Raw genomic sequence first — 25,824 nt, forward strand, 5'->3', positions numbered from 1 at the left:
GTGCGCCCAGTCAGCGTGCGCCGTCGACCGCGAACGTGACCAGCGCACCCCAATAGAGCGGGCTGGCGGCAAGGTCGCCCTCGCGCCAGCGCCGCAACTGGGCCCGCTGCCATCGGTTCACCGCACAGCCGGCTTCGGTGTCTTCGTGGGCGCGGTCGACGGCGATGACGACGTCGGCCATCGGATCGGCCTTGTCATCGCCGGCGGCGGCGAATCTGCGGTAGGCCGCCGTGGTGGGCAGGGACCACAAAGTGGCGGTGACCAACTGCGCGCCGCTCAGGATCATCGCTGCGACCAGGCCGGTGGCTTCGTCGAACTGGTAGTCCCCACCCGATCCGCAGGCCAGCAAGGCCACTCGCGGCGGCATCGGCAATCGCAGCGACATCAGGTCCGACGCGGTCAGCGGGCGGTGGTCGCCGATCGGGTCGGCGTCGCCGTGGCTTTTCGCCGTACATGCCAGGTGGATCGCCGCACGGTCCGCCCGGCTGGCCTGCCCGGAATCGATGTCCGCCGAACTCGCGTGCCCGACATAGAACAGCCGGCTCGGATGCTGCGCCAGCTGCGTGGCCAGCCAGCCGCGATCGGCATCCTGGCGGCGGAACAGCTCGACCACCTCCCCGGTCGCCGGAAGCACCGTGCGTTGTGTCGTGGTCTCGGCGAAGTGCTGTGCCAATGGTGTTTGCGCCGAGGGTCTTCCGAGTACCGATCCCAGTGCGGAGTCGGGCCGCTGTCCGGGCACCCGGGGGTCGAGGACCAGCAGTGCCGGACCGTCCCTCCTGCGGTTCCACCCGGCCGGGGTGCGCGGCGCGTGCACGATGTTCGGCGGCACCGCCATCAGCACGTCGACCAGTTCGATGAGCCGATGGCCATCGGTGTGCTCGTCGATATCGGCCAATTGCCAAGGGATCCGGGCGGCCTTGCGGCCGCTCGCGGTGATGGCGTCCTGGCGGGCGCGCACCAATTCCTCGTTGCTTGGACCCGATTTCGGCACGGCCAGCAGGCCCCAGGGCACCCGGGCCAGCCGCGCACTGGGCGAGACGAACAGCACCGCGCGCGGCGACGCGAGGCACGCAACCAACAGCTGCCACCCGGGCGAGCCGATCAGCAGCACGCCCAGGATGTAGGCCAGTGTGAGCTCGGTTTCCGTTGTCGCCCAGGGGCCTGTGGTGAGGGCGCGCTCGATGGCGTCGCGCCGGGTCTCGGCGCCGTGCGGTTCGGGCAGGGCGTCTGTCAGCTCTTCGAGCGCCGTGAGCAGGATCGGTTCCTCGATCACCCAGGCGACGGTTCTCGACGGCTGCCCGACGATCCGCAGGCTGGCGTAGGTGGCGATGCCGACGTCGGCGTACCGCAGGACGAGGGTATGCCGGTCGGGGTCGCTCATGGCCAGGTCGACCAGGCGGGCTCGGCCGCGGTGACGTCGCGGCCGTAGCGTGCCAGCGCCAGTGCGCGATAGTGGCTCATGATCGGCGCGGCGTCGGGCTGCATCTGCAACGGTGGCAGCGGTCCGAGTCGGGTCAGCGAGCCGGCGCCCTGCGCCGGCGGGCCGGCCGCGGCTAGTGCCTCGCCGGCGTCGAGGAGCACCGGTGCGGTGGCCGCCGAGCCCCATTCGCCGACCGGTGACCGTTGCGGCTCCGCGTTGAAAGTGCCTCGTGCGCTGTGATATTCGACCAGTTCACTGATCAGTCCGGTGTTCTCCCACTCCCATGCGACGGCGAAGGCGCCGGCCAGGATGGGAGCCGAAATACGGGACGCCCAGCGGGACCGCGCGTCGGCGTCGGTGATCGAATAGCGCACCGAGTCCACGGCCAAGGCCGCGGGGATCTTGAGCTCCGCGGCCTGCTCGAGCTTTGTCAGGCCGCGGAAGTATGCCGGGGTGCCGACCTCGCCGCGCAGGATGCCGAGCCCCTCGGCCTGGCGCGCCTCGGTCTCCTCCAACGTCTCGTCGGGGTCACCCGAGCTGTCGAAACCGAGGTCCGCCAACGCATCCGCACGCCACACGGTGCCCAGATGATTGTCGAGTTGGGCGTACTGCAGCCAACTGCTGCGCGGCGAGGAGTCGAGCAGTTCGCGGGCCTGGGCGATCAGCTCGACCGCCTCGCCGAAGCGGCTACAGAAGATGGGTATCCAGCTGCGTTGCAGCAGAATACGGTGTAGGGGTAGTGGCTTTCCCAGTTCGCGCCACTGTTGTTCGGCCTGTTCGAAGCACTCGTCGGCCGCTTCCAGTGCGCCCGATGCCATCCTGGTCAGGCCCAGATACAGCCAGCACCGCGCGACGTCGTGAGCGCGGGCGTAGCGCGTGATCACCGGGTGGGCCTGCGAGACAAGCTGCTCGGTGGATACGTGATCGCCGACCGACCAGCATGCCGCGGCCCGCTCCAATTGCGTTCTGGCCGTCGCTAATTCCCATTCTTTCTGCTGCGCCCGGGCTCCGGCGCGACGCAGCCAGGGCTCGGCTTCGGCCAGCCGCCCGGTTGCGACGCAGAACCTGCCGTACGCGGTTGCCGCCGTCACCAACAGGTGGTCGGTGAACTCGCCGTCGCCCCGCGGCTGATCCACGGCATCGCGCACCTGCTCCCACACCGGAACCGATCGCGCATGCAGATCGTCGTCGCAGAGCGCGGTCGCGCACAGCACGCGCGCATACGTGAGCAGATACGAATGTTCGTCCGCGAGATCGGCGAAATCGCCGTCGGCGCCGCGGGTGTCCAACGTCGCCAGCCCCGTCGCGGCGCCGTCGTGATCCCCCTGTGCCGCTGCCAGGCCGACGCGCAGAAATTGGGCTCGCCGCGCGTACCGACAAATCATGCGGGCGTTGGCGTCGTCGCCGATTTCGGTGTAGATCGCCACACAGTCTTCGATACGCCGGATCGAGGACTGCACCCCGTCATGAGCACCGCGCGCCAGGTAGATTTCGCCCAGCTGCGCAAGCACTTCCAGCATTAGATCGTCTCGATCCTGCTCCTCGACCTGCGGCACCAGGGACAGCAGCAGGTCGCGAGCAGATGCCTCGTCGGAGGCGAACGCCAGTCGACGGGCGCGGGCTAACTCGCCGGGGATCGACACGGCTGCATCATAAGTCAAGCCCGGTGCGGCAGACGTGTGAGTGAGGCACGTCTGCCGCCCGGTGTCGAGCCGACTAACCGCAGGTCACCTTGATGCTGAAGTCCTTGGTGACCATCCCGGCCATCGGATTCTTCAGGTCGGCGCCGGCCGCCTGGCCCGTGATGGTGTAGGTCTTACCATCCACCGCCACGTTGGCCGAGCCGACCTTCGCGCCCATGTTGCTGACCGACAACGCATTGCCGTCGACCACCAGGGCCAGCGAGTCGACCTTGGGGTTGGCCTCGTCGGTCATCACCACAGCCAACGCCTGCTGCGGACCGCCGGTGGACCCGCTGCCGATGTCGATCTTGCCGCCCTGCCTGACGCAGGTCACCGAGGCCGGGTTCAACCCGGCAAGGTCGCTGCCGCCCACCTTGACCTGGGCCTGCGTGCCTGACGCGATCGATGCACCACTCGAGCCCGGGGCTGCGCTGCTCGACCCCGGGGCCGCAGAGTGGCCGTTGTCCGAGCAGGCCACCAGCACCGTTGCGAGGCTGAGGGTTCCAATTCCTGCCACGAGAAGACGTTTCACTGGGTTTCCTTCCTTAATGCGTCGCCACGTTGGCGTCGTCTTGCGGCAAGTACAGAACGCCCGCCTTGCTACCGATCCCAAGTTCCTGGTGCAATCGACGGGCCGAGCCGAGACGATCCACCGAAGGGAAGTGCCCGATGGCAAGCGTGAAATGGCTGGAAAAGCCTGCAGTACATGACTTTCCAGCAGCAGCCGACTACCTGGATCTGCTCGCCGAGCCAGCGATCGTCAAGAAGCTGACCAAGCGGCTGCAAGCCGGAACCGTCGTGCACAAGAAGGCCAAGGACATCCTGCGGTCCGCGCAGCTGAGTCTGCTGCCGGTGGAGAACCCGCACGTCGCTGCCGATCTCACCAAGATCGAGCAGGGCGTCGCGCTGTCGCCCATCCTGCTTGTCCGCGGCGACATCAAGACCGGTGTTCCGCTGCAGATCGCGGACGGATATCACCGGGTGTGCGCGAGCTATCACACCGACGAGAACACCGACATTCCCGTCGTCCTGGTGAAGCTGACCCGCGGACAGTGACGCCGCCGGTGGGTGCTTGAGTGTCACTGTGATTGAGATTGCGAGCATCGGAGCGGTCCGGGTGTTGACCCTGTCGTCGGGTCGCGTCAACGCCCAGGACGTGGAGCTGCTGGATGAACTCACCGACGTAGTGCGCGATCAGCAACGGTCGGGCGAGGGGCCGCTGGTGATCACCGGCGCGGGCCGGGCGTTCAGCGCCGGGGTTGACCTCAACCGGGTGGTCGAGGGCAGGTCTGACTACACCGATCGGCTGGTCCCGGCGCTGTCGAACGCATTCAACGCGGTGTTCGAGTTTCCCCGGCCGACCGTGGCCGCGATCAACGGCGCCGCCATCGCGGGCGGATGTGTGCTCGCGTGCGCCTGCGACCGCCGCCTGATCAGCCTGAATGCGCAGATCGGGGCGTCCGAGGTGCGTGTCGGTGTGGCGTTTCCGGTGGCCGCGCTCGAGGTGATGCGCTACGCCTGCGGCGACCACGCTGAGGAGGTGCTGCTCGGCGGTCGCGTCTTCAAGGCCGACGAGGCGGTCACCAACGGGCTCGCCCACCGCATCGTCAGTGACGACCTGGTCGACGCGGCGGTCGCCGAGGCCGCAGACCTCGGCGGCATCCCGGCAGCGGCGTATCGCCACACGAAAGAGCAGTTAAGAGCACCAACCGTGGCGCGGATCCGCGCGAATGCCGACATTGACGAGGGAGTCCGCCAGCTCTGGGGCTCCGACGAGACGCTGCAGCGCCTGGGCGACTACGTCGAAAGTCTTCGACGCCGCGACTGACTACTCTTCCTCGACCGCAACGCCGCCGCGGGTACGCCTGCGTCGCATCCGGTGCGAGCCCTTGCCGGTCGGGCGGCGGTTGCGCAGCCCGGGCTTGGCGTCGTCGGTGTCCTCGTCCGTCGCGTCGTCGGCGTCCTCGCCGGGCGCTTCGTCCTCGTCCGTCGTTTCGGGTTTTTCCGGGGCCGCGACGGTCTCGGTGGGTTCCGGCGTCTCGGCGGTTTCGGCGGTGACCTCGGCCGGCTTGTCGGCTGCCTCGGTCTCCTCAGCTTTGGCGGCTTCTTCGGTCTCGTCGGCCTCGGCGTCGTCGGTGTCGCTGTCTTCGTCGGCCTCGTCCTGCGCCTCGTCGTCGCCCTTCTTGCGGCGAACCCGACGCTGCTTGGGTTTCTTGGCCTTGATGGGCTTTGGCGGAGGCGGCGGCAGCTCGGCGACAAACGACAGATAGAACGCGAAGAACCCGAGTAGCGCGATCGCGGCGGCGGCACCATAAATCGCGAACAGATACTGCCCGGCCTTGCCCAGGCTGAGCCAGATCTCGCTGATCGCGGTGCCGACGATCAGCACCCCGGCCAGCACGTGGGCCACGATCGACCTGACCCGCAGGGACAGGGCCATTTGCGGGGTGCCGAACTCCGGCTTTCGGGTGCGCAGCAGCGTGAACACCACCGGCAGCGCGGCCAGCGCGATCAAGACACCCGTCACGATCCGCATCGCCGTCCCCAGCGAATGCGTGGTTTCGCCCGTCAGCTCAGGCCAGCGGGGAACCACAAAAAAGAAGTAGAGGACGCCGGCACCGACGAAGAACGACGCGTGCCACAGGATGGCGATCCTGCGCCCCATACCCCTCCTCGCACCGTTGCTGAGCCCACGCCAGCCTAGAGCCAGCTCAAACCGAATCCAAGCATTGACCGCGCTTGTCTACCTGCGCGGGCCGATGGCGGAGGATAGGGGATTTGAACCCCTGAGGGCTGTTAACCCAACCCGCGTTCCAGGCGAGCGCCATAGGCCACTAGGCGAATCCTCCGTGGCAATGGTAGCGGCTGGGCGTCGCGGGCTGCCTCGCGGTCATGGCGGACCGCGGTGAACCAAGGACTACACTCGCCCAAGGACCCCGCGCGGCGTCTATCCTGTGAACTCCCCCAGGGCCGGAAGGCAGCAAGGGTCAATGGGCTCTGTCGGGTGCGCGGGGTCCCCTATGTCGGGGATCGGTATCACCCGTCCCTCCTGCGCTCGACAGTGAAAGGGCCCATAGTGGCGTTCGATTCCCTCAGCCCCGAAGACCTGGCCGCACTGCATGGGCGCCACCAGCAGGATTACGCGGAGCTGCAGGCCAAGAAGCTGTCCCTGGACCTGACCCGCGGCAAGCCGTCCGCGGAGCAACTCGACCTGTCCAACCAGCTGTTGAGCATGCCCGGAGACGAATACCGCGACGCCGAGGGCACCGACACCCGCAACTACGGCGGCCTGCACGGCCTGCCCGGGCTGCGCGCCATCTTCGGCGAGCTGCTCGGGATCCCGGTGCCCAACCTGATCGCCGGCAACAACTCCAGCCTGGAGCTGATGCACGATCTCGTCGCCTTCTCGATGTTGTACGGCGGCGTGGACTCACAGCGGCCCTGGAAGGACGAGCCGAGCGTCAAGTTCCTCTGCCCGGTGCCCGGCTATGACCGGCACTTCGCCATCACCGAGACCATGGGCATCGAGATGGTCGCGATCCCGATGCGCGACGACGGGCCCGACGTCGACCTGATCGAAGAGCTGGTGGCCGCCGACCCCGCGATCAAGGGGATGTGGGTGGTGCCGGTGTTCGGCAACCCCACCGGCATCACCTACTCCTGGGAAGTCGTTCGCCGGCTCGTGCAGATGCGGACGGCGGCACCGGACTTTCGGCTGTTCTGGGACAACGCCTACGCGGTGCACACCCTGACGCACGACTTCCTCTCCCAGATCGATGTGCTGGGGCTGGCCGCCAAGGCCGGCAATCCGAACCGGCCCTACGTCTTCGCGTCCACCTCGAAGATCACCTTCGCCGGCGCCGGCGTGAGCTTCCTGGGCGGATCGCTGGGCAACATCGCGTGGTACCTGCAGTACGCCGGGAAGAAGTCGATCGGCCCGGACAAGATCAACCAGCTGCGGCACCTGCGTTTCTTCGGCGACGCCGATGGTGTCCGCCTGCACATGCAGCGCCACCAGCAGATACTGGCGCCGAAGTTCGCGCTGGCGCTCGAAATCCTGGACAAGCGGCTCAGCGATTCCAAGATCGCCTCGTGGACCGAGCCCAAGGGCGGCTACTTCATCAGCCTCGACGTGTTGCCGGGGACCGCGCGCCGGACCGTGGCCCTGGCCAAGGACGCCGGCATCGCGGTGACCGAGGCCGGTGCGTCCTTCCCGTATCGCAGGGACCCCGACGATACGAACATCCGCATCGCGCCGACCTTCCCGTCGTTGCCGGACCTGCGCGACGCCGTCGACGGGCTGGCCACCTGTGCGCTGCTCGCGGCCTCCGAGTCCCTGGTGGCCTCGCCCGCATCGAGTGTGCGCTGAGGGCGTCGAGTGTGCTTTGAGGGGGAGAAATCCAGCAGAATTCCGCCCCACCCGCACACCGGAAGCCGCTGATGCACACCCGACGCTGGCCGGACTCACGGCGTCGCGCCCGGCCCGGTGCCAGCCGGGCTCTCGTCAGCGCGCGCCGGTAGCCTGCTGAGCGTGGCCCTCTACCGCAAATACCGACCGGCAACCTTCGCCGAAGTAGTAGGGCAGGAACACGTCACCGAGCCGTTGTCCATTGCATTGGAAGCGGGCCGGATCAACCACGCGTACCTGTTTTCCGGGCCGCGCGGCTGCGGAAAGACGTCGTCGGCCCGCATTTTGGCCCGCTCGCTGAACTGTGTGCAGGGCCCGACCGCCAACCCGTGCGGGGTCTGCGACTCGTGTCAGGGGTTGGCGCCCAACGCGCCGGGCAGTATCGACGTGGTGGAGCTGGACGCCGCCAGTCACGGCGGCGTGGACGACACCCGCGAGCTGCGCGACCGCGCCTTCTATGCGCCCGCGCAGTCGCGCTATCGGGTGTTCATCGTCGACGAGGCCCACATGGTGACCACGGCGGGGTTCAACGCGCTGCTCAAGATCGTCGAGGAGCCGCCCGAACACCTCATTTTCATCTTCGCCACCACCGAACCGGAGAAGGTGCTCCCGACGATTCGGTCGCGGACCCATCACTACCCTTTCCGGCTGCTCCCGCCGAAAACCATGCGGGCGCTGATCGAACGGATCTGTGAGCAAGAGAGTGTGGTCGTCGACGACGCGGTGTACCCGCTGGTGATCCGCGCCGGCGGCGGCTCGCCGCGTGACACTCTCTCGGTGCTGGACCAGTTGGTGGCCGGCTCCGAAGACGGCCCGAACGGTCCCCGGGTGACGTACCCGCGTGCGCTGGGCTTGCTGGGTGCGACCGACGTGGCGCTGATCGACGACGCCGTGGACGCTCTGGCGGCCGGTGATGCCGCCGCGATGTTCGGCGCGGTCGAAGCGGTGATCGATGCCGGTCACGATCCGCGCCGCTTCGCCACCGATCTGCTGGAGCGCTTCCGCGATCTCATTGTGCTGCAAGCGGTTCCGGATGCAGCGAGCCGGGGCGTGGTGGATGCGCCAGAGGATGTGCTGGACCGGATGCGTGAGCAGGCCGTCCGCATCGGCCCGGCAACCCTGACCCGCTATGCCGAAGTGGTGCAGGCGGGACTCGGCGAGATGCGCGGTGCGACAGCGCCGCGCCTGCTGCTCGAAGTGGTCTGCGCGCGCCTGCTGCTGCCCTCGGCCAGCGACGCCGAATCGGCGCTGCTGCAACGGGTTGAGCGGATCGAGACCCGGCTGGCCATGTCCATCCCCACGGCCGAGACCACACCCGCCGCGCCGGCTGCGCCCGTTGCCCGGCCGGTTGCGCGCCGATCGGTTGAGGCCAAGCCCGCCGAGCCGAAACCCCAGCCGGTCGCCGATCCGGTCGCGGCGCCACCCCCCGAACCGCCGCCGGCACCCGAACCGACGCCGGCACCCGATCCAGTTGCGGCATCCCCCGATCCGGTGCCGAATCCGGAACACCATCCAGCTCCGGAGCCCGAAAAAGCCTCTGCCCCAGGCGAACTCAACGCCGCAGCCGTCCGATCCATGTGGCCGACCGTCCGCGACAAGGTACGTCAGCGCAGCCGCACCACCGAGGTGATGCTGGCCGGCGCCACGGTCCGCGCCGTGGAGGACAACACGCTGGTGCTCACGCACGAATCGGCCCCGCTGGCCAAGCGGCTGTCCGAGCAGCGCAATGCGGACGTCATCGCCGAAGCGCTCAAAGACGCGCTGGGTGTGAACTGGCGGGTGCGCTGCGATACCGGCTCCCCGTCGCCCGCAGCGGCTGCGCCGCCACCCGCGAGTGGGAGGGCGGCGCCACCCGCCCGCCGTGTGGCGCCGCCCCCGACCGTCGAGGCGGAAACGCCTGTGCCGGAGCCTGATTCGTCGGAGCAGGACGACGAGGAAATCATGCTCGCCGAGGCCGGGCGCACGGATCCGTCCGCCCCGCGGCGCGACCCGGAAGAGGTAGCACTCGAACTGCTGCAGACCGAACTCGGCGCCCGGCGCATCGACGGCGGCTAGCCAGAGCTACGGCTGCCACCAGGGCCGCAGCGGCAGGCTGTCGGCGCCACGCCGCTCGACATTGGCGGCCAGCACGTGATGGAGCTGCAGATTGTTCTGCTCGAACGCCACCCGCGAGCCCGCCATGTACAGGCCCCACACCTTGGCGATCGGCAGACCGACCTCGTCGACCGCGGAGTCCCAATGCTCGACCAGGTTGTGGCACCAGTCTCGTAGCGTCATCGCGTAGTGATGCCGGAAGTTCTCGGTGTGCAGCACCTCGAAGCCGGCCTCCTGGACCTCGCTGATGATGCGTCCGGACCCGGTCAGCTCCCCGTCCGGGAAAACATAGCGGTCGGTGAATCCGCCGGCAAACGAGTGCTGCTCGTTGTCGTGCCGGGTGATGCAGTGATTGAGCAGCAGGCCGCCGACCCGCAGCTTCGACTTGAGGAAGCCGAAATAGGCCGGGTAATTCCGGACGCCGATGTGCTCGGTCAGACCGATCGACGACACGGCGTCGAACTCCGTCTCACCCACATCCCGGTAATCGGAGAACCGCACCTCGGCCAGATCGGCGAGCCCGTCGTCGGCGACGGCCTGCTGCGCCCACTTCGCCTGCTCGGCCGACAGCGTGGCACCGATGACCCGGACGCCCCTGCTGGCGGCGTAACGCACCATGCCACCCCAGCCGCAGCCGACGTCGAGCAGCCGATCGCCGGGCTGTAGCGCAAGCTTGTCGAAGATCAGCCGGTACTTGTTCTCCTGCGCCTCCTCCAGCGTCGCGTCGACGTCGGGATAGACCGCACACGTATAGGTCATCGACGGCCCGAGCAGCCATTCGTAGAACGTGTTGGACACGTCGTAGTGGTGGTGGATGGCTTCTGCGTCACGAGTCTTGCTGTGCAGCAAGCCATCAGCGACCCGGCGCCAGCGCGGCGGTGTCTCCTGCGGCGGCGGGGGGATCGGCACGAAATGCTCGACGCCGATCGAGCGCACGACAGTAGCCATCTCGCGCGCCGATGGGCGTTTGAAGTTGACCCGGTCGGCAAGCGTCTTGAGCAGCTCGTAGGGATCGCCGGGGTGCACGCCGTATGCCTGCAGTTCACCCGAGATATAGGCCCGGGCGATGCCGAGCTCGCCGGGGGCCGTCGCCAGATACGTCGCGCCGCGAGGGGAGCGAAGGTCCAGGCCCAGCTCGGCGTCTTCACTGCCGGCCGTGCTGCCGTCGTACGCGGTGAACTTGAGGGGCTGTCGCCCGGTCGCGGTGAACAGGGCCAGTACCTCGGCCATGTTCAGCTTCCCGGTCGTCGCGCGGTAAGGCTCTCTGGTCGTCGTCATCGCCGTTGCACCGCCTTCGCGTAGAGATCAAGTAGACGAGAATCGGGGTCGTAGGACTTCTTGACCGTCTTGTACGCCTCCCCGCCGTAGAGCTCGTCGAACTGCTCACGGGTGTAGAAGGAATCGGAGTACAACGACTTGTGTCCGTCGAGCTCACTGACCCTCGCCTCGATGCTCCGGTTGGTGACGTCCGCTGTGACGCCCGTCGGCACCGAAGACCAGAATCCGATGTTGACGTAGGTTTGGTCTGGCCGTATGGGGTACAGCGGCCAGCCGTCATGATCGCGAATCCGTAACGGGCACAACCAGATCGGCGTGATCGGCACGCTAGCCAAGAACCATTCCAGGAATTCGCAGGCCCGACCGATCGGTACCTCGACGTCCTGGACCACCCGCTCCCGCGGAGGACGGCCCGGCGAGCGAACACTGCGCGCCTCGACCCGGTCGGACAGCCCGAATCGCCGATCGATGGCCACCAGTTTCGAGTAGACGCTGCTGCGCCGGTAGCGGCGCGGCCACCAGCGCCGTAGGCGCGGGTTCTGCGCGCCGAATGCCCTTGAGCACCAGAACCAATCGGTGTCCCAGCGCCAGAAGTAGTCGTGCATGGTCAGCCGGTCGTCTTTGGCGGCGTCCACACCGTCGTGCTGCATCGACTGGTAGTAGATGTCCTTCCCGGTGTAGTCGCTGACCGGTCCCGGGGTGGTGGTCCGCCGGCCCAGGCAGAGGTAGCTTTCGGCGGCGCCGAACACCACCCCGTCGAGATAGTCGACCGGGGTGCCGGAGTGGCCGCCGGTGTCGATGATGCGTTCGGCCGCGGCGATCATCGCGGTCAGTGATCCGAAACGCAGGTGCCGCAGCGCCACGAACGGCGTGATGGGCTCCAGCTCGATCCGAAGTCGGGTCGAATATCCAAGTGTTCCATAGGAATTGGGGAAGGCGCGAAACAGGTCGGGGTGCTGGCTGCGCGATGTGGTGAGCAATTCGCCAGCGCCGGTGAGGATGTCCATTTCCAGCACCGACTCGTGTGGCAGGCCATTGCGAAACGACGCCGATTCGATGCCCAGGCCGCTCACCGCACCGCCCAGTGTGATGGTCTTCAATTGCGGGACGACCAGTGGCGAAAGGCCATATGGCAGAGTCGCTGCCACCAGGTCTTCGTAGGTGCACATGCCGGCGACGTCGGCGGTGCGGGTGTCGGGATCGACGGACAGGACTCTAGTCAGCCCGGAGGTGTCCAAGCCCTTCGACTCGCGTTTAGTACGGGCGCGGAACAGGTTTGACGTCGGTTTGGCGAGCCGAACGGCGGACGTTGGTGGGATGGACCGATAACTGGCCATCAGCTTCTCAACGCCCGACCTGTGCGTACCGAGTGCGGATCCAGGACCGAGCACCACATATACCCTAGTCTTCGGACACAGCCCGTGCATCCGCGCGCGGGCGCCATTAGACCAGAGGAGTTGCCCTGATGGGCCAGGTGAGCGCGGCAAGCACGATCCTGATCAACGTCGAGCCCGCGGCCACGCTTGCTGCGGTGGCCGACTATCAGACGGTTCGCCCGAAAATTCTGTCTCCGCAGTACAGCGACTACCAGGTACTCGAGGGTGGGCAGGGGGCAGGCACCGTCGCCAAATGGAAGCTGCAGGCCACCAAATCACGGGTGCGCGACGTACAGGTCAACGTCGACGTCGCCGGTCGCACCGTCATCGAGAAGGACGCGAACTCGTCGATGGTCATCAATTGGACGGTGGCGCCCGCCGGACCCGGATCCAGCGTCACCGTGAAGACCACCTGGACGGGTGCCGGCGGTGTCAAGGGTTTCTTCGAAAAGACCTTCGCGCCACTAGGTCTGAAGAAGATTCAAGGCGAAGTGCTGGCCAACCTGAAGAACGAACTGGAGAGCTAGCGCGACTGCGCCTGGCTGGCCAGGAAGCCCGCCACGCCGCGGGTCAGCGCGTCGGCGTACTTCTGTCTCCCGTCGGCGGACTGCATCAGCGCCGAATCCACCGGGTTCTTCATGTTGCCGCACTCGACCAGGATCGACGGATACTGCGCCAGGTTCAGCCCGGCCAGATCTGAGCGGCCGTACAGGCCTTCCTGGCCGATGTAGGTCGACGGTGGAATGCCCGCGGTCTGCATTTGATCGCGCATGATGCGGGCGAACTGGACCGACGGCCCGGCCTGCGCCTGGTTGAGCGGCGGGGCTGAATAGTTGACGTGGAATCCGCGCCCCGACGGTGGGCCGCCGTCGGCGTGGATGCTCACGATTGCGTTGGGGTGCAACGAATTTTCCATATTGGCCCGCGCGTCGACACACGGTCCCAGTCCGGTGTCGTTGTCGCGTGTCATCGCGGTCCGCACGCCCAGCGCGTTCAGCTCAGCGCGCAGCCGAAGCGCGGTGTCCCAGGTGAAGGTGTGCTCCATGTAGCCGGCGTTGGTCGCGGTTCCGCTGGTTTGGCAGTCCTTGGTGCCGCCGCGGCCGGTAGGAACCTGACGGCCGATGGACGCGTCGTTGGAACCGTTGTGGCCGGGGTCGATGACGACGACCATGCCGGCGATGTTGGAGGGGGCCGCGGTCGCAGTCGGGATGATGACTGCCGCAGCAGCGACCAGTACACCGAGCAGTGTTCTGATCCCGACACGCGTGCTCACTGGAAGGTCCACGGGGCAAAGGTAACGGCGCGCGGTCTACGCTGGGTGTTTCGAATCGCCCGAATCCACAGGCGCAACCAAGTCGAGACCAAGATGCGAGGTGATTGTCATGCAACCGGGTGGCGATATGTCGGCGCTGCTTGCTCAGGCGCAGCAGATGCAGCAGAAGCTCATGGAAGCTCAGCATCAGCTCGCGAACGCGGAGATCGATGGTCAGGCGGGCGGAGGCCTGGTCAAGGTCGTGGTCAAAGGCAGCGGCGAGCTGGTCGGGGTGACGATCGATCCCAAGGTGGTCGACCCGGGTGACATCGAAACCCTGCAGGACTTGATCGTCGGCGCCATGGCCGACGCATCGGCGAAGGTCACCCAGCTGGCGCAGGAGCGGCTGGGCGCGTTGGCTGGTGGCCTTGGTGGCCCACTCACACCGCCGGCGCCGCCGTCTGTTCCGCCGCCGGGTCTCTGAGCTTCCCGATGTTCGAGGGACCCGTCCAGGATCTGATCGACGAGCTCGGCAAGCTGCCGGGCATCGGGCCAAAGAGCGCACAGCGCATCGCCTTTCACCTCTTGTCGGTCGAACCGCCCGATATCGACCGGCTGACCGCGGTGCTGGCGAAGGTCCGCGACGGGGTGCGATTCTGCGCGGTGTGCGGCAACGTCTCCGACGACGAGCGGTGCCGCATCTGTGCGGACCCCCGGCGGGACGGTTCGCAGGTGTGCGTCGTGGAGGAGCCGAAGGATGTCCAGGCCGTCGAGCGCACCCGCGAATTCCGCGGTCGCTACCACGTCCTGGGCGGCGCCCTTGATCCGCTGTCCGGCGTCGGTCCCGATCAACTGCGGATCCGCGAGCTGCTGAGCCGCATCGGTGAACGCGTCGATGGTGTCGACATCACCGAGGTGATCATCGCGACCGACCCGAATACCGAGGGCGAGGCAACGGCCACCTACCTGGTCCGGATGCTGCGCGACATCCCGGGGCTGACCGTGACGCGGATCGCGTCCGGGCTGCCGATGGGCGGCGATTTGGAGTTCGCCGACGAGTTGACGCTGGGTCGTGCGCTCACCGGCCGCCGGGCCATGGTCTGAACCTGAGCCCGCCGCGTCACCGGGTCACGACGGTGAAGTTGTCGCTCTTGCTCCATGCGTCTTCGAAGGTGGCGATCCGAACCTGCTCGTCGCGGCCGGCCTCGACGCCACTGTCGTTGACGTGGACCACGTTGGCCCTGGTGTCGATGCCGATGACGACCACAAAGTGGTTTTCCCGGGAACGATTGCCGGGCGCGTTCCACAGGATCTTGTCGTTGACCCCGACGATCATCTTGCGGCCCTGGTCCAGGCGCCGGATCAGCGTGTCGATGCCGGGGTGCACCACATCGGCGGGGATGCCGTAGTGGGCCAGCAGCGGCACCAGGTCCTTGTTGCTTGTCCTGCCGCCGCTGTAGATCGGCCCGGGGTGGGCCGCGCTCGGGATGTTTGCGGCAGCGCCGGTGACCTCGTCCTCACTGGGCGAGTGCCCGCTGATCTCGCCGACCACGTCCGCGACCGCCATCTCCGCGCAGTCGAAGTCTTGCTGCTGATACCGCCAATAGGACGCCGCGGCCGCCGGGTCGCCGTGCATGCCGGAGTCGCTGTTCGGGGTAGGAGCCCTTGGCAGGGAGTGGGCCGTACCTGCCGAGCCGATGACCCCGGCGGCGACCGCCGCGGTCACGAGGGCCGCGGTCAGGCCGAGGCTCGCCGTCGTGGCGATGCGGTTCGTCGAGGTGTTGGTCATGGTGGCCCCTTTTCTCGAGCCGATGTGTGGCGTCCGGGTGTCTCGAGAAAAGGCTGGTTGACGGGCCTACCGGGATCCTCAAAGAAAACTTGGCGTGCAGCTGGGCGTGGGCGTGCGGCTAGCTGCCGGCCAGCTCGCCGGCCTCACGTTCGACCGAAGGCTCAGACCCCGGCAGCGGCTTGCCCGCGACTTCCGGCATGAATCGAAGGGTGATCGTCCCCACCAGGCCCGCAAAGACCAGCATGAAGGCCGGCACCAGGGAGTTGCCGGTGCTCGATATCAGCGCCTGGGCGATCAACGGGGTGGTTCCGCCGACGGTCGACAGCGCGATGTTGTACGAGATGGCCAGCGCTCCGTTGCGCACCCTGGTCGGGAACAGTGCCGGCAGCGCGGCGGGCGTGGTGCTGTCGAAACACAGTTCCATCAGCCCGATCAGCAGCACACCGAGGAAGGCCAACGGAAAGACAGCGCCGAAGCGCATCAGCAAGAAGGCCGGGACCGACGCCACGACGAGCAGTCCGCAGCCCGTCCACATGATCGGTTTGACGCCGATACGGTCGGACAACGCGGCGACGAACACCACGGTGGCCATCAGGATCGCCAACGTCGCCACGATCATCACCGGTCCGGCCGTATTACCAACGTGCACAACCACTTTGAGGTACGTCGGCAAGTATCCGGTGAGCATGAAATCGGGGACCTGGGAGGTCACCACAAGGGCCGCGCAGATGGCCATCGGCCGCCACTGCTCCACCACTGTGCGCCGAAATTGCTGCCAGCCGCGCTCGACCGGCGCGTCCGCGCTACTGCTCACCTGTGCGTAGGCGGGCGACTCCTCGATGTGCAGGCGCAGATAGAGAGCGAACACGCCGAACGGCGCTCCCAGCAACAGCGGAATCCGCCAGCCCCAGGCCAGCATGTCGTGGGCCGGCAGCCAGGCCTGTAACGCGGTCACCAGCAACCCGGCGAACACGAACCCCACCAGGTTCCCCAGCGGCAGGAAGCCGACCATCCTGCCGCGTTTGTGGTCCGGGGCCCGCTCGACGAGATAGGTCATCGCACCGACAAACTCGCCGCCGGTCGACAAGCCTTGAAAGATCCTGGCGATCAGAAGCAGGATCGGCGCCCACACGCCGATGGAGCTGTAGCCAGGAATCAGGCCGGTCATGGTCGTTCCCACCGTCATCAGCAGGATCGTGATCACCAAAATCCGCTTGCGCCCGATGCGGTCGCCGAGCGGACCAAGGACGAACCGCCAAGCGGCCGCACCACGTACGCCGCCGCGAGCGTGCTGAAGGTGGCGATGAGATGGACCGCGCTGACGCTGTCGCCCGGATAAAACACCTGCGCGATGGTCGTCGCGATGTAGCCGTAGACGCCGAAGTCGTACCACTCCATGAAGTTGCCGATGGCCGTACCCGCGGTGTCCCGCCGCATCGCCGAATCGATGTCCCGGGTGTCGTTGCGGGCGCAGCTGGGCCGGCGGCGTCGGATGCTCATCGACTGGTCACGTACCCATTACTTTGCTGCACGGAACCGGTTGTGCCCGCAAGCACCCGTTTCACGTCAGCGGGCAGCTAACCGCTCCGAGCGCAACAGCTCGACCTCGGGAAGCTCGAGCGGGGACAGTCCACCCACCACCTTGCTCAGCAGCAGGTCGGCGAGCTCCGGGTTGCGGGCCAGGCAGGGTCCGTGCATGTAGGTGGCGACCACGCTGCCCTGGATCGCGCCGTCGAAGCCGTCGCCCGCGCGGTTGCCCGCGCCCTTGACCACCGCCCCCAACGGCGACGCGGCGGGGCCCAGCACGGTGCCACCGCGGTGGTTTTCGAAGCCGGTTAGCTGCACGCTCAAACCGGCGAGCAACGGTTTGCTGACCAGCTCGCCGATGGTGCGTGCCCGCTGCGGCGAGGTCGTCACGTCGAGCATGCCCACGCCGTCGACCCGTTCCCCCGACGACGTCTCGTACCAGTGACCCAGCACCTGGATCGCCGCGCAGATCGCCAGCACGGGCGCGCCCCGCTCGGCCGCGCGCTGCAACCCCGGGTACTTGATCAGGTGCCGGGTGGCCAGCCGCTGCGCGTAGTCCTCCGCGCCACCCAGCGTGTACAGGTCCAGGGATTCCGGTACCGGGTCGTCCAGCGTGATCTCGACGATCTCGGCGGGGATATCACGCAGCCGCAGCCGTTGCCGCAGCACCAGGGCGTTGCCGCCGTCGCCGTAGGTGCCCATCACGTCGGGCAACACCAGCCCGATCCGCACGTCTGAGTCAGCCATGCCGCTCCAAGGCCCGATTGAGCTGCAGGAACGCGGTGTAGTTGGCAACCACCTCGACGGACCCCGGCGGGCAGGAGGCGACCGCGGCGAGGGTGTCGTGCACCAATGTGTGCTCGACGCCCGCGTACCCCAGCCGCACGGCCAGGTCGGTGCCGCGCTCGCCGGCGGCGACGACGGCGGTCTCCTCGAAGTGCTCGAAGCGCACGTCCCACAGCCAGGACAGATCCTCCCCGTCGGGCACCTGTCCGTTGACCGAGATGACGACCCCGGCCGCCTGCTTGTTGACCATCGACAGCGCTTCTTGCCAACCGGCCGGGTTCTTGGCCAGCAGGATGCGCACCTCGTGCCGGCCGATCCGCACGGTCCGGTAGCGCCCGGCGACTTCGTCGACGGCGGAGACGGCTGCGACGGCTTTGGCCGGGTCGGCGCCGAGCGCGACGGCGGCGGCGACGGCCTGGGCCGCGTTGCCGCGGTTCACCGCGCCCGGTAGCGCCAGGCGCATCGGCAGCGCCAGCCCGTCGGGTCCGTACAGGGTCTCGTCGTCGAACCACCACTGCGGGCTGGGCCGCTTGAAGTCGGCGCCGGTGGAATACCAATGGCCGGTGTCGCGGACGATGACCTCGCCACTGCGCGGGCAGCTGACCGAGTCGTTCGACCAGGAGCCGCCGGCGGCCACCCACACCACGTTCGGGCTGTCGTAGGCCGCCGAGGTCATCAGCACGTCGTCGCAGTTGGCGACGACGACCGCGTCGGGGTGCCGGGCCAGGCCGGCTCGCAGCGTGCGTTCGATGACGTTGATTTCGCCAACGCGGTCCAGCTGGTCGCGCGACAGGTTGAGCAAAGTGACGACGGCGGCTTCTACCGCATCCAGGACGTGCGGCACGTGCATCTCGTCGACTTCCAGGGCCGCCAGCCCGGCGGCACGGTCAGCGGCCAGCGCGGCCACCAGACCGGCGTCCATGTTCGCGCCCTCGGCGTTGGTGGCCACCGGCCCGAGCATCCCCAGCGCGGCCGCGGTCATCCGGGTGGTCGTCGATTTCCCGTTCGTACCCGTGACGACGACGGTGCGCCGGCCGGCCCCGAGCTGACGCAGGATCGAGGGGTCCAACGTCATCGCGACCAGTCCGCCGATCATCGCGCCCGCCCCGCGCCCGGTGACCCGCGACGCCCATCGCGCGCTCGCTCCTGCGGCCAGCGCCAGACGAGCCCGGGTGGTTACCACCTGTAAAGGTTAAGGGCCGACACGTCGCGTCAGCGACCCAGTGATGTCGGTCAGACGTGCCATCCTCAGTCCATGAACCGGGTGTGCTGGGGGCGGCCGGCGAGAGATCCGGACGCGGGCTGGGCCGTCATCGACGTCGAGACCTCGGGCTTTCGGCCTGGTCAGGCGCGCGTCATCAGCCTCGCCGTGCTCGGACTCGACGCCGACGGCCGGGTCGAGCAATCCGTCGTCAGCCTGCTCAACCCCGGGGTCGATCCGGGCCCCACTCACGTGCACGGCCTGACCACCGCGATGCTCGAGGACCAGCCGCAGTTCGGCGACGTCGTCGGCGACGTGGTCGAGGTGCTGCGCGGCCGCACGCTGGTGGCACACAACGTCGCGTTCGACTACGCGTTCCTCGCCGCGGAGGCCGAGCTCGCCGATGCGGCGCTACCCGTCGACTCCGTCATGTGCACCGTTGAGCTGGCCCGCCGCCTAGACCTCGGTATCGACAATCTGCGGCTGGAAACGCTCGCCGCGCACTGGGGTGTGACCCAGCAACGGCCGCACGACGCCTTCGACGACGCGTTGGTGTTGACCGGTGTGCTCGCCTCGGCGCTGGAACGGGCCCGCGAGCACGACATCTGGCTGCCGGTACGCCCGGTGACACGCCGCCGGTGGCCCAACGGCCGGGTGACCCACGACGAGCTGCGGCCGCTGAAGGCGCTGGCGTCCCGGATGCCCTGCCCGTATCTGAACCCGGGGCCCTACGTCCGCGGCAGGCCGCTGGTCCAGGGCATGCGGGTGGCCCTGGCCGCCGAGGTGCGACGCACCCACGAAGAACTGGTCGAGCGGATCCTGCACGCCGGGCTGGCCTACACCGACGCCGTCGACCGGGAGACCTCGTTGGTGGTCTGCAACGAAGCCGCGCCCGAGCAGGGCAAGGGCTATCAGGCCCGGCAGCTGGGCGTTCCGGTGGTGTCGGACGCCCAATTCATGGACTCCGTCGGCGGGGTGGTCGGTGGCACCGGCATGGAGGAATTCATCGCCGCCGCCCCGGTCGACCAGCAGCTCGCACTTTTCTGACTTCGACCCGGTCGTGCCGAATTCCAGCAACTTCTCAGCTGGCACCCGGTAACTCCCCAGCTTTTGCGCTGAGGCTCGTTGTTACTATCAGCGGGCCACGGCGGAGCGCGAACGCGTTCTCCGCGTGGCGCTCTGGGGGACCGATCGCGGCGACCGCATTGGGGCATCGCCGATCGAATCAGTGAGGAAATCGTTTTGTGAGTGGACGATTGGCGGATTTCGCTGTCGATCGGCGGGTGTTGCTCATCACGGGCATCGCGCTGTTCATCGGCGCCCTGTCAGCGGTGGTGGCGTGGTGCCTGCTTCAGCTGATCGGTTTGGTGACTAATCTTGTTTTTTACCAGCGCATTTCGGATTCCCTGGTGTCGCCCGCCGCGCATCATCACCCCTGGTGGCTGATTCTGGGCGCACCGACCGCCGGCGGTGTGGTGGTCGGTCTGATGGCCCGTTACGGGTCGGACCAGGTCCGCGGCCACGGCATGCCCGAGACGATCGAGGTGATCCTCACCGGCAGCAGCCGCGTCGAACCCAAAGTTGCTGTTCTGAAGCCGATTTCGGCGGCCATTAGCATCGGCACCGGCGGCCCGTTCGGGGCCGAGGGTCCGATCGTCATGACCGGCGGCGCGATGGGTTCCGTGGTCGCCCAATTCCTGCACTTGACCGCAGATGAGCGAAAGATCCTGCTCGCCTCCGGCGCCGCCGGTGGGATTGCCGCCACCTTCAACGCTCCGCTGGCATCTGTCGTACTGGCAGTCGAGTTGCTGCTCTTCGAATTTCGGCCGCGAAGCCTGGTTCCGGTCGCCAGCGCAGTCGCAATGGCCACCGTGATGCGTACGTTCATCCTGGGTGCCGCGCCCGTCTTCCCGGTCGAGGTGCGGATAACCGAAATCCACTGGCCTATCGATGTCTTGGCGGTAGTCGTGGGGCTGGCCGGCGCCACGGTGGCCATCGCCGCGTCGCACCTGGTTTTCTGGGCCGAGAATGCTTTTCCGCGTCTCCCGATCCATTGGATGTGGTGGCCGGCGATCGGCGGCCTGATAATCGGGGTGGGTGGGTTGATTGAACCGCGCGCTCTCGGTGTCGGCTACAACGTGATCCGCGCGTTTCTGACCGGGAATGCCAGCCTGTCACTGATCATCGGCATTCTTGTGGTGAAAACAGCAATCTGGGCGCTGTCTCTTGGCTCGGGAACGTCGGGGGGTGTATTCGCTCCCGTGTTCATGATCGGCAGTGCGCTCGGAGCCTTCGCCGGGCACTGGTTTCCGCACGTGTTTCCGGGCTTCTGGGCGATGTTGGGCTTGGCCGCCGTGGTGTGCGGCCTCATGCGGGCGCCGTTGGCCGCCATCGTGTTCACCCTCGAACTCACTCGTGCCTGGCCTGCGATGCTTCCAGTGATCATTGCCACGATAACCGCCTACGTCGTATCCGTTTTGCTGCTGTCCCGCTCGGTGCTCACCGAGAAGATCACCCGGACCGGTATGCATCTGACCCGTGATTACACAACCGATCCGCTGGAGGCATTCCTGGTCTCCGAGGTGATGCGCGCCGGATCGTCACCCACGCCGACGGGCGGCACGGTGAGCTCCCAGGCCACATTGCGGCACGCCGCGAATGTTTTCGCCGAAACGGACGGCCTGCCGTTGCGCGTGGTATCGCCGGAGGGCTCCGACCAGGGCCACCTGTTGCTGAAGGATTTGCTGACCGCTCACCTGCACGATTTCAATGAAGACACCGAACGGACAAGGCACCTGATGCCGTATTTCCCCAAGCCGCCGCGAAGTGTATTGCGCCGCTGGACAGCAATGCGGGCCCGCAATCGTGTCGAACGCAGCGACAGCCAGCCCTAGCGGGACGCTCGGTTGACCGCCGACACCACGGCGCGCAGCGACGCGGTCGTGATTGACGGGGCAATTCCGACGCCCCACACGGTTCGCCCGCCCACCGACGCCTCGACATAGGCGGCGGCCTGCGCGTCGTCACCGGCGCTCATCGCGTGTTCCGAGTAGTCCAGCACGGCCACATCGAACCCGACGTCGCCCAGCGCGTGGACGAACGCGGCCAGCGGGCCGTTGCCGACGCCGCTGATCTCGGTGTCGGCCCCGTTGATCTTGACGGTCGCGACGACGGTAGTCGTGCCATCGTCTTCCTCGGGGGCCTCGACCCGCTGCTTGATCCGTTCCAGCGGCAGCACCGGGGCGAGGTACTCCTCGGAGAACGCGTCCCACATCGCCTTGGGTGAGACTTCGCCGCCTTCGCCGTCGGTGATCTTCTGGATCACCTGGGAGAACTCGATCTGCAGCCGTCGCGGCAGCGCCAGCCCGTGGTCGGCCTTCATGATGTAGGCCACCCCGCCTTTGCCGGACTGCGAGTTGACCCGGATCACGGCCTCGTAGGTGCGCCCGACATCGCGCGGATCGATCGGCAGATACGGCACCTGCCACAGCATGTCGTCGACATCGGAGTCGGCGTCGTCGGCGTCGACCTTCATCTGATCCAGGCCTTTGTTGATCGCGTCCTGGTGGCTGCCGGAGAACGCGGTGTAGACCAGGTCGCCGCCGTAGGGGTGACGTTCGTGCACCGGCAACTGGTTGCAGTACTCCACCGTGCGCCGGATCTCGTCGATGTTGGAGAAGTCGATCTGCGGGTCCACGCCGCGGGAGAACAGGTTCAGCCCCAGCGTCACCAGGCAGACGTTGCCGGTGCGTTCCCCGTTGCCGAACAGGCAGCCCTCGATCCGGTCGGCCCCGGCCTGGTAGCCCAATTCGGCTGCGGCAACGGCAGTTCCGCGGTCGTTGTGCGGATGCAGGCTCAGGATGACCGATTCCCGGTTGGCCAGGTTGCGGCTCATCCACTCGATCGAGTCGGCGTAGACGTTCGGGGTGGCCATCTCCACGGTGGCGGGCAGGTTGAAGATGATTGGGTTGTCCGGCGTCGGCGCGATGATCTCGCCTACGGCATCGCACACCTGCTTGGCGTACTCGAGTTCGGTGCCGGTATAGGACTCCGGCGAATATTCGAACCGCCACTGCGTGCCCGGGTACTTCGCGGCCTGCTCGACGCACTTGCGGGCACCCTCGGTCGCGATGGCCTGCACCGCGGCCCGGTCCGCGCGAAAGACCACGCGGCGCTGCAGGATTGACGTCGAGTTGTAGAAGTGCACGATCGCCCGCGACGAGCCTTCGCACGCCTGGAAGGTCCGCTCGATCAGTTCCGGGCGGCACTGGGTCAGCACCTGGATGGTGACGTCGTCGGGAATGGCGCCGTCGGTGATGATCTCGCGGACGAAGTCGAAGTCGGTCTGGCTGGCGGCCGGGAATCCGACTTCGATCTCCTTGTAGCCCATGCGGACCAGCAGGTCGAACATGCGGCGCTTGCGGGCCGGGCTCATCGGGTCGATCAGCGCTTGGTTGCCGTCACGCAGATCCACCGCGCACCACATGGGCGCATCGGTGATGACGCGGTCGGGCCAGCTGCGGTCGGCGAGCCGGATGGACTCGACTTCGGCGGCGAAGGGTCGGTATCGGCTGACCGGCATTGCGGAGCCGCGCTGAGGATTCCAGGCGGGCTGGCCGGGCGCGGGCGGACCCGCGGGCTTGACGATGGCTCGGGCTGCCGACGAGGTGTATGCGTCAGGGCTGGAAGATTGGGAAGTGCTTGTCACGGTAGTTACTCCGGGGGTTTCAGAAGGAACCTCAGACCGGCGCATCGCGAAGACCCGCGACGGGAAGCCAGTCTGGATCAGACCCCGCCGCGGCGCCTGAGGAGGAGCACCCGCTGCACGAGCTGAACTCTACCGCTCGGGGCGCTGGGCGCCAAAACTGGTGCACCTTCGCGGCGTCCGTCTAACACCGCTACTCGTTGCCACTCGCGCAGAAATGGGGTGGTCCATTACGCATGCCAGCAGTGTGGTCACCGCCCTACGTTCGACGCATCACACAAGTTTTGGGAGGTTGCAATGACCGCATTGCGAGAGTCCATCCACGTCAAGACCGATAAGAAAGCAGACGACTGGAGCCACGTCCGCGGTTTCGGCTGGCGCCCGCAGCTCCCGGACGTCCGGGACAGGCTGTATGCGATCAGGCTTAAGGGCCTGCCGCCCGCCGAGTATGACCTGCGTCCGTCGATGCCGCCGGTCTACGACCAGGGCCAGCTCGGGTCGTGCACCGGAAACGCCATCGCCGCCGCCATGGAGTACGAGCGGGATCGGCAGGGCTTGTCCGATTTCGTCCCGTCGCGGTTGTTCATCTACTACAACGAACGCGCGCTCGAAGGCACCGTGTCCAGCGACTCGGGCGCCGTCATCAGGGACGGCATCAAGGTGGTCAACCGCGACGGCGTTTGCCCAGAGGCGTTGTGGCCCTATGACATCGGGGTGTTCACCGTCAAGCCGCCGAAGCGTTGCTATGTCGAGGCCGAGACGGATAAGGCCGTGCAGTACGAGGGTATCCAGACGCTGGTGGCTCTGAAGGACGCGATCGCCTCGAACCTGGCCGTCGTCTTCGGGTTCACCGTGTACGCGAGCTTCGAATCCCCGATGGTCGCTCAAACGGGCGTGATGCCGATGCCCAAAAAGGGTGAGGCTACCGTCGGCGGGCACGCCGTCCTCGCCGTCGGCTACTCAGATGCTGAGGGCCACTTGATCGTTCGGAACTCGTGGGGGCCGTCGTGGGGCGACAAAGGCTACTTCTACATGCCCTACGAGTATCTGACCGGAACCAAAACCAGCCCGAACGATTCGCCCATCAACGGGGCGCACCTAGCCAGCGACTTCTGGGCCATCCAGATGGTGGCGTCTTAAAAATGTTGCCGTACAACATAATTGGCTGAATGGATACTACGATGTCGCTAGCACAGGTCAATAACGATCTGCTCCTCGAACGCATCACATACCAAGTGCCGCATCAGGCGCCGGCCCCCATCCCGTGGCCGAACGGGCTGGCGCCCCGCGGTGTCGCCTACGGCGGGGCGGCGGACGCGCCGCTGCCATCGTCCGACGTGGTGGTGGTGACCTGGACGGTGGCGGAGGGACAGGCCCTTGCCGACGTGCTGACCCCGGGCATGCCAAGCACGAGCTGGAAGCCCTACGCCCACCGATGGGCGAGCTACGAGACTCAGCTCACGGGACGCTCGCCGGCCCGCGAGGCCGGCTGCATGGGTCAGGTGGCCCAGTTCAGGATCGGCGACGTCGAGGTGCTGGCGCTGAAGTCGGAGCTGCACCTGGCCACCGACGGCGTCACGGCACCGATCGTGCAGCTGTGGCAGCAGATAGTCAGCGAGGTCCGGCCGAAGCTCGTCATCACCACCGGGACGGCCGGAGGCATCGGGGCGGCCACCCAACTGGGCGATGTCTTCGTCGTCACCAACGCCAAGTTCAACTGCACCAAGGAGTTCAAGAACAAGCCCTGGGCCCAACGGCTGTTCACCGGGCCGGGAATCGGAGGCGGCGGGCACGCGGCCGCCTTCGACACCCTGGTCGCGCCCAACGCCTCAAGGCTCGATCCGCTGGCCACCCGCCCGCCGGCGTTGACGTTCGGCGGACCCCTGGGCGGCGTGGAAACCGTCGACTACTTCGGCTTCGCGAACACCGACGACTCGTACGGGATCGTCAGCGACTACCCCGACGCCAGAACGGAGGAGATGGACGACGCCACGCTGCCGCTGGCCCTGGCCGACCTCGCGGACCCGCCGCAGTGGTGCTCGATCCGCAATGCCAGCGACCCCCAGGTCGCCTCGAGTATCGGTGATTCCGAAGCCCAAGGGCGCTGGGCCAACGAGATCTACAAGCGCTACGGCTACTGGACGTCCGTCGGGTCGGCCATAGCCACGTGGGCCGTGGTAGCCAACCTCAACTGAACAGCGCCGCGCGCCGGTCGAGATTCGGTCCGCCAAGCCCGGATAATCGATTTTCGGGCGAGCTAATGCGCCGGTAAGCTGCCCGCAAGCCGAGGCGGGCGGCAAATCAAG

At 67.2% G+C, this 25,824-nt stretch carries 22 protein-coding genes, 1 tRNA gene, 1 other RNA gene and 1 pseudogene; 12 read left to right on the top strand and 13 right to left on the bottom strand.

The window, feature by feature from the left end; translation table 11 throughout:
* Nucleotides 1-10: 10 nt before the first annotated feature.
* The 3 genes from MNAB215_RS10425 to MNAB215_RS10435 all read right to left on the bottom strand — a co-directional run bounded on the left by MNAB215_RS10425 (nt 11) and on the right by MNAB215_RS10435 (nt 3,634).
* Nucleotides 11-1,381 carry a CHAT domain-containing protein gene (locus tag MNAB215_RS10425; RefSeq protein WP_077078800.1) on the bottom strand — a complete coding sequence of 457 codons (1,371 nt, stop codon included), beginning with the start codon at nt 1,379-1,381 and terminating at the stop codon, nt 11-13.
* Entirely contained in the window at nt 1,378-3,063 is a 1,686-nt protein-coding gene (locus MNAB215_RS10430) for a hypothetical protein (RefSeq protein WP_077078801.1), read from the bottom strand. Before MNAB215_RS10430 ends, MNAB215_RS10425 begins: the two co-directional genes overlap by 4 nt.
* Before the next feature lie 73 nt (nt 3,064-3,136).
* A complete protein-coding gene (locus tag MNAB215_RS10435; RefSeq protein ID WP_077078802.1) occupies nt 3,137-3,634 on the bottom strand; it encodes a lipoprotein LpqH in 498 nt (165 codons plus the stop codon).
* A gap of 137 nt (nt 3,635-3,771) precedes the next feature.
* On the opposite strand from MNAB215_RS10435, the gene MNAB215_RS10440 reads away from it, so the two are divergent.
* Both MNAB215_RS10440 and MNAB215_RS10445 read left to right on the top strand, forming a co-directional pair.
* The gene (locus MNAB215_RS10440) at nt 3,772-4,158 is read left to right on the top strand and encodes a hypothetical protein (protein WP_077078803.1); all 387 of its coding nucleotides are present in this window, start codon (nt 3,772-3,774) and stop codon (nt 4,156-4,158) included.
* A gap of 28 nt (nt 4,159-4,186) precedes the next feature.
* Nucleotides 4,187-4,930, top strand: coding sequence for an enoyl-CoA hydratase/isomerase family protein (locus MNAB215_RS10445; RefSeq protein WP_083746090.1), 744 nt, complete (start codon nt 4,187-4,189; stop codon nt 4,928-4,930).
* On the opposite strand, the gene lucA is transcribed toward MNAB215_RS10445, so the two are convergent.
* Both lucA and MNAB215_RS10455 read right to left on the bottom strand, forming a co-directional pair.
* Nucleotides 4,931-5,767, bottom strand: coding sequence for a lipid uptake coordinator LucA (lucA, locus tag MNAB215_RS10450; protein WP_077078805.1), 837 nt, complete (start codon nt 5,765-5,767; stop codon nt 4,931-4,933). It lies immediately after the preceding gene.
* Between the two features lie 95 nt (nt 5,768-5,862).
* A tRNA-Ser gene (locus tag MNAB215_RS10455) sits at nt 5,863-5,951 on the bottom strand.
* A 78-nt stretch (nt 5,952-6,029) separates the two neighbouring features.
* Between MNAB215_RS10455 and ffs the strand changes: the two genes are divergently transcribed.
* From ffs to MNAB215_RS10470, 3 genes are all read left to right on the top strand, one after another.
* An RNA gene (gene ffs, locus MNAB215_RS10460) (signal recognition particle sRNA small type) lies at nt 6,030-6,126 on the top strand.
* Between the two features lie 52 nt (nt 6,127-6,178).
* Nucleotides 6,179-7,471, top strand: coding sequence for an aspartate aminotransferase type Ic (locus tag MNAB215_RS10465; protein ID WP_108637743.1), 1,293 nt, complete (start codon nt 6,179-6,181; stop codon nt 7,469-7,471).
* Nucleotides 7,472-7,633: 162 nt separating this feature from the next.
* Nucleotides 7,634-9,565, top strand: a complete 1,932-nt coding sequence (locus tag MNAB215_RS10470) for a DNA polymerase III subunits gamma/tau (RefSeq protein ID WP_077078806.1) — start codon at nt 7,634-7,636, stop codon at nt 9,563-9,565.
* A gap of 6 nt (nt 9,566-9,571) precedes the next feature.
* Here MNAB215_RS10470 and MNAB215_RS10475 read toward each other — a convergent pair whose 3' ends face one another.
* On the bottom strand, nt 9,572-10,882 hold the full coding sequence (locus MNAB215_RS10475) for a class I SAM-dependent methyltransferase (protein ID WP_217348925.1): 1,311 nt from the start codon (nt 10,880-10,882) through the stop codon (nt 9,572-9,574).
* Nucleotides 10,879-12,219: an FAD-binding oxidoreductase gene (locus tag MNAB215_RS10480; RefSeq protein WP_245830245.1), complete on the bottom strand. Its 1,341-nt coding sequence runs from the start codon at nt 12,217-12,219 to the stop codon at nt 10,879-10,881. The genes MNAB215_RS10475 and MNAB215_RS10480 overlap by 4 nt, the downstream gene beginning before the upstream one ends.
* Nucleotides 12,220-12,347: 128 nt before the next feature.
* On the opposite strand from MNAB215_RS10480, the gene MNAB215_RS10485 reads away from it, so the two are divergent.
* Complete coding sequence (locus tag MNAB215_RS10485) at nt 12,348-12,785, top strand: SRPBCC family protein (protein ID WP_077078808.1); 438 nt, start codon at nt 12,348-12,350, stop codon at nt 12,783-12,785.
* On the opposite strand, the gene MNAB215_RS10490 is transcribed toward MNAB215_RS10485, so the two are convergent.
* Nucleotides 12,782-13,543: an Rv3717 family N-acetylmuramoyl-L-alanine amidase gene (locus MNAB215_RS10490; protein ID WP_077078809.1), complete on the bottom strand. Its 762-nt coding sequence runs from the start codon at nt 13,541-13,543 to the stop codon at nt 12,782-12,784. The two genes, MNAB215_RS10485 and MNAB215_RS10490, sit on opposite strands and share 4 nt — an antisense overlap.
* A 97-nt stretch (nt 13,544-13,640) precedes the next feature.
* On the opposite strand from MNAB215_RS10490, the gene MNAB215_RS10495 reads away from it, so the two are divergent.
* Nucleotides 13,641-13,994: a YbaB/EbfC family nucleoid-associated protein gene (locus tag MNAB215_RS10495; RefSeq protein ID WP_077078810.1), complete on the top strand. Its 354-nt coding sequence runs from the start codon at nt 13,641-13,643 to the stop codon at nt 13,992-13,994.
* Between the two features lie 8 nt (nt 13,995-14,002).
* Nucleotides 14,003-14,614, top strand: a complete 612-nt coding sequence (recR, locus tag MNAB215_RS10500; RefSeq protein WP_077078811.1) for a recombination mediator RecR — start codon at nt 14,003-14,005, stop codon at nt 14,612-14,614.
* A gap of 16 nt (nt 14,615-14,630) precedes the next feature.
* On the opposite strand, the gene MNAB215_RS10505 is transcribed toward recR, so the two are convergent.
* The 4 genes and pseudogenes from MNAB215_RS10505 to MNAB215_RS10520 all read right to left on the bottom strand — a co-directional run bounded on the left by MNAB215_RS10505 (nt 14,631) and on the right by MNAB215_RS10520 (nt 18,795).
* A complete protein-coding gene (locus MNAB215_RS10505; protein WP_077078812.1) occupies nt 14,631-15,299 on the bottom strand; it encodes a C39 family peptidase in 669 nt (222 codons plus the stop codon).
* A 118-nt stretch (nt 15,300-15,417) separates the two neighbouring features.
* Nucleotides 15,418-16,736: pseudogene (locus tag MNAB215_RS10510) on the bottom strand (MFS transporter).
* 129 nt (nt 16,737-16,865) lie between these two features.
* Nucleotides 16,866-17,573 (bottom strand): type 1 glutamine amidotransferase, encoded by a 708-nt coding sequence (locus tag MNAB215_RS10515; RefSeq protein ID WP_077078813.1) that lies wholly within the window; start codon nt 17,571-17,573, stop codon nt 16,866-16,868.
* Nucleotides 17,566-18,795: a Mur ligase family protein gene (locus MNAB215_RS10520; RefSeq protein ID WP_077078814.1), complete on the bottom strand. Its 1,230-nt coding sequence runs from the start codon at nt 18,793-18,795 to the stop codon at nt 17,566-17,568. The genes MNAB215_RS10515 and MNAB215_RS10520 overlap by 8 nt, the downstream gene beginning before the upstream one ends.
* A gap of 72 nt (nt 18,796-18,867) precedes the next feature.
* On the opposite strand from MNAB215_RS10520, the gene MNAB215_RS10525 reads away from it, so the two are divergent.
* Together MNAB215_RS10525 and MNAB215_RS10530 are read left to right on the top strand one after the other, a co-directional pair.
* A complete protein-coding gene (locus tag MNAB215_RS10525; protein WP_077078815.1) occupies nt 18,868-19,860 on the top strand; it encodes a DEDDh family exonuclease in 993 nt (330 codons plus the stop codon).
* Nucleotides 19,861-20,057: 197 nt separating this feature from the next.
* Nucleotides 20,058-21,707 carry a chloride channel protein gene (locus MNAB215_RS10530; protein ID WP_217348926.1) on the top strand — a complete coding sequence of 550 codons (1,650 nt, stop codon included), beginning with the start codon at nt 20,058-20,060 and terminating at the stop codon, nt 21,705-21,707.
* Here MNAB215_RS10530 and leuA read toward each other — a convergent pair.
* The gene (gene leuA, locus MNAB215_RS10535; RefSeq protein WP_165691563.1) at nt 21,704-23,566 is read right to left on the bottom strand and encodes a 2-isopropylmalate synthase; all 1,863 of its coding nucleotides are present in this window, start codon (nt 23,564-23,566) and stop codon (nt 21,704-21,706) included. The two genes, MNAB215_RS10530 and leuA, sit on opposite strands and share 4 nt — an antisense overlap.
* A gap of 249 nt (nt 23,567-23,815) precedes the next feature.
* On the opposite strand from leuA, the gene MNAB215_RS10540 reads away from it, so the two are divergent.
* Together MNAB215_RS10540 and MNAB215_RS10545 are read left to right on the top strand one after the other, a co-directional pair.
* The gene (locus MNAB215_RS10540) at nt 23,816-24,658 is read left to right on the top strand and encodes a C1 family peptidase (protein WP_083746091.1); all 843 of its coding nucleotides are present in this window, start codon (nt 23,816-23,818) and stop codon (nt 24,656-24,658) included.
* Between the two features lie 41 nt (nt 24,659-24,699).
* On the top strand, nt 24,700-25,713 hold the full coding sequence (locus MNAB215_RS10545; protein WP_077078817.1) for a hypothetical protein: 1,014 nt from the start codon (nt 24,700-24,702) through the stop codon (nt 25,711-25,713).
* Nucleotides 25,714-25,824 lie beyond the last annotated feature (111 nt).

Source organism: Mycobacterium numidiamassiliense, assembly GCF_900157365.1.
Classification (GTDB): domain Bacteria; phylum Actinomycetota; class Actinomycetes; order Mycobacteriales; family Mycobacteriaceae; genus Mycobacterium; species Mycobacterium numidiamassiliense.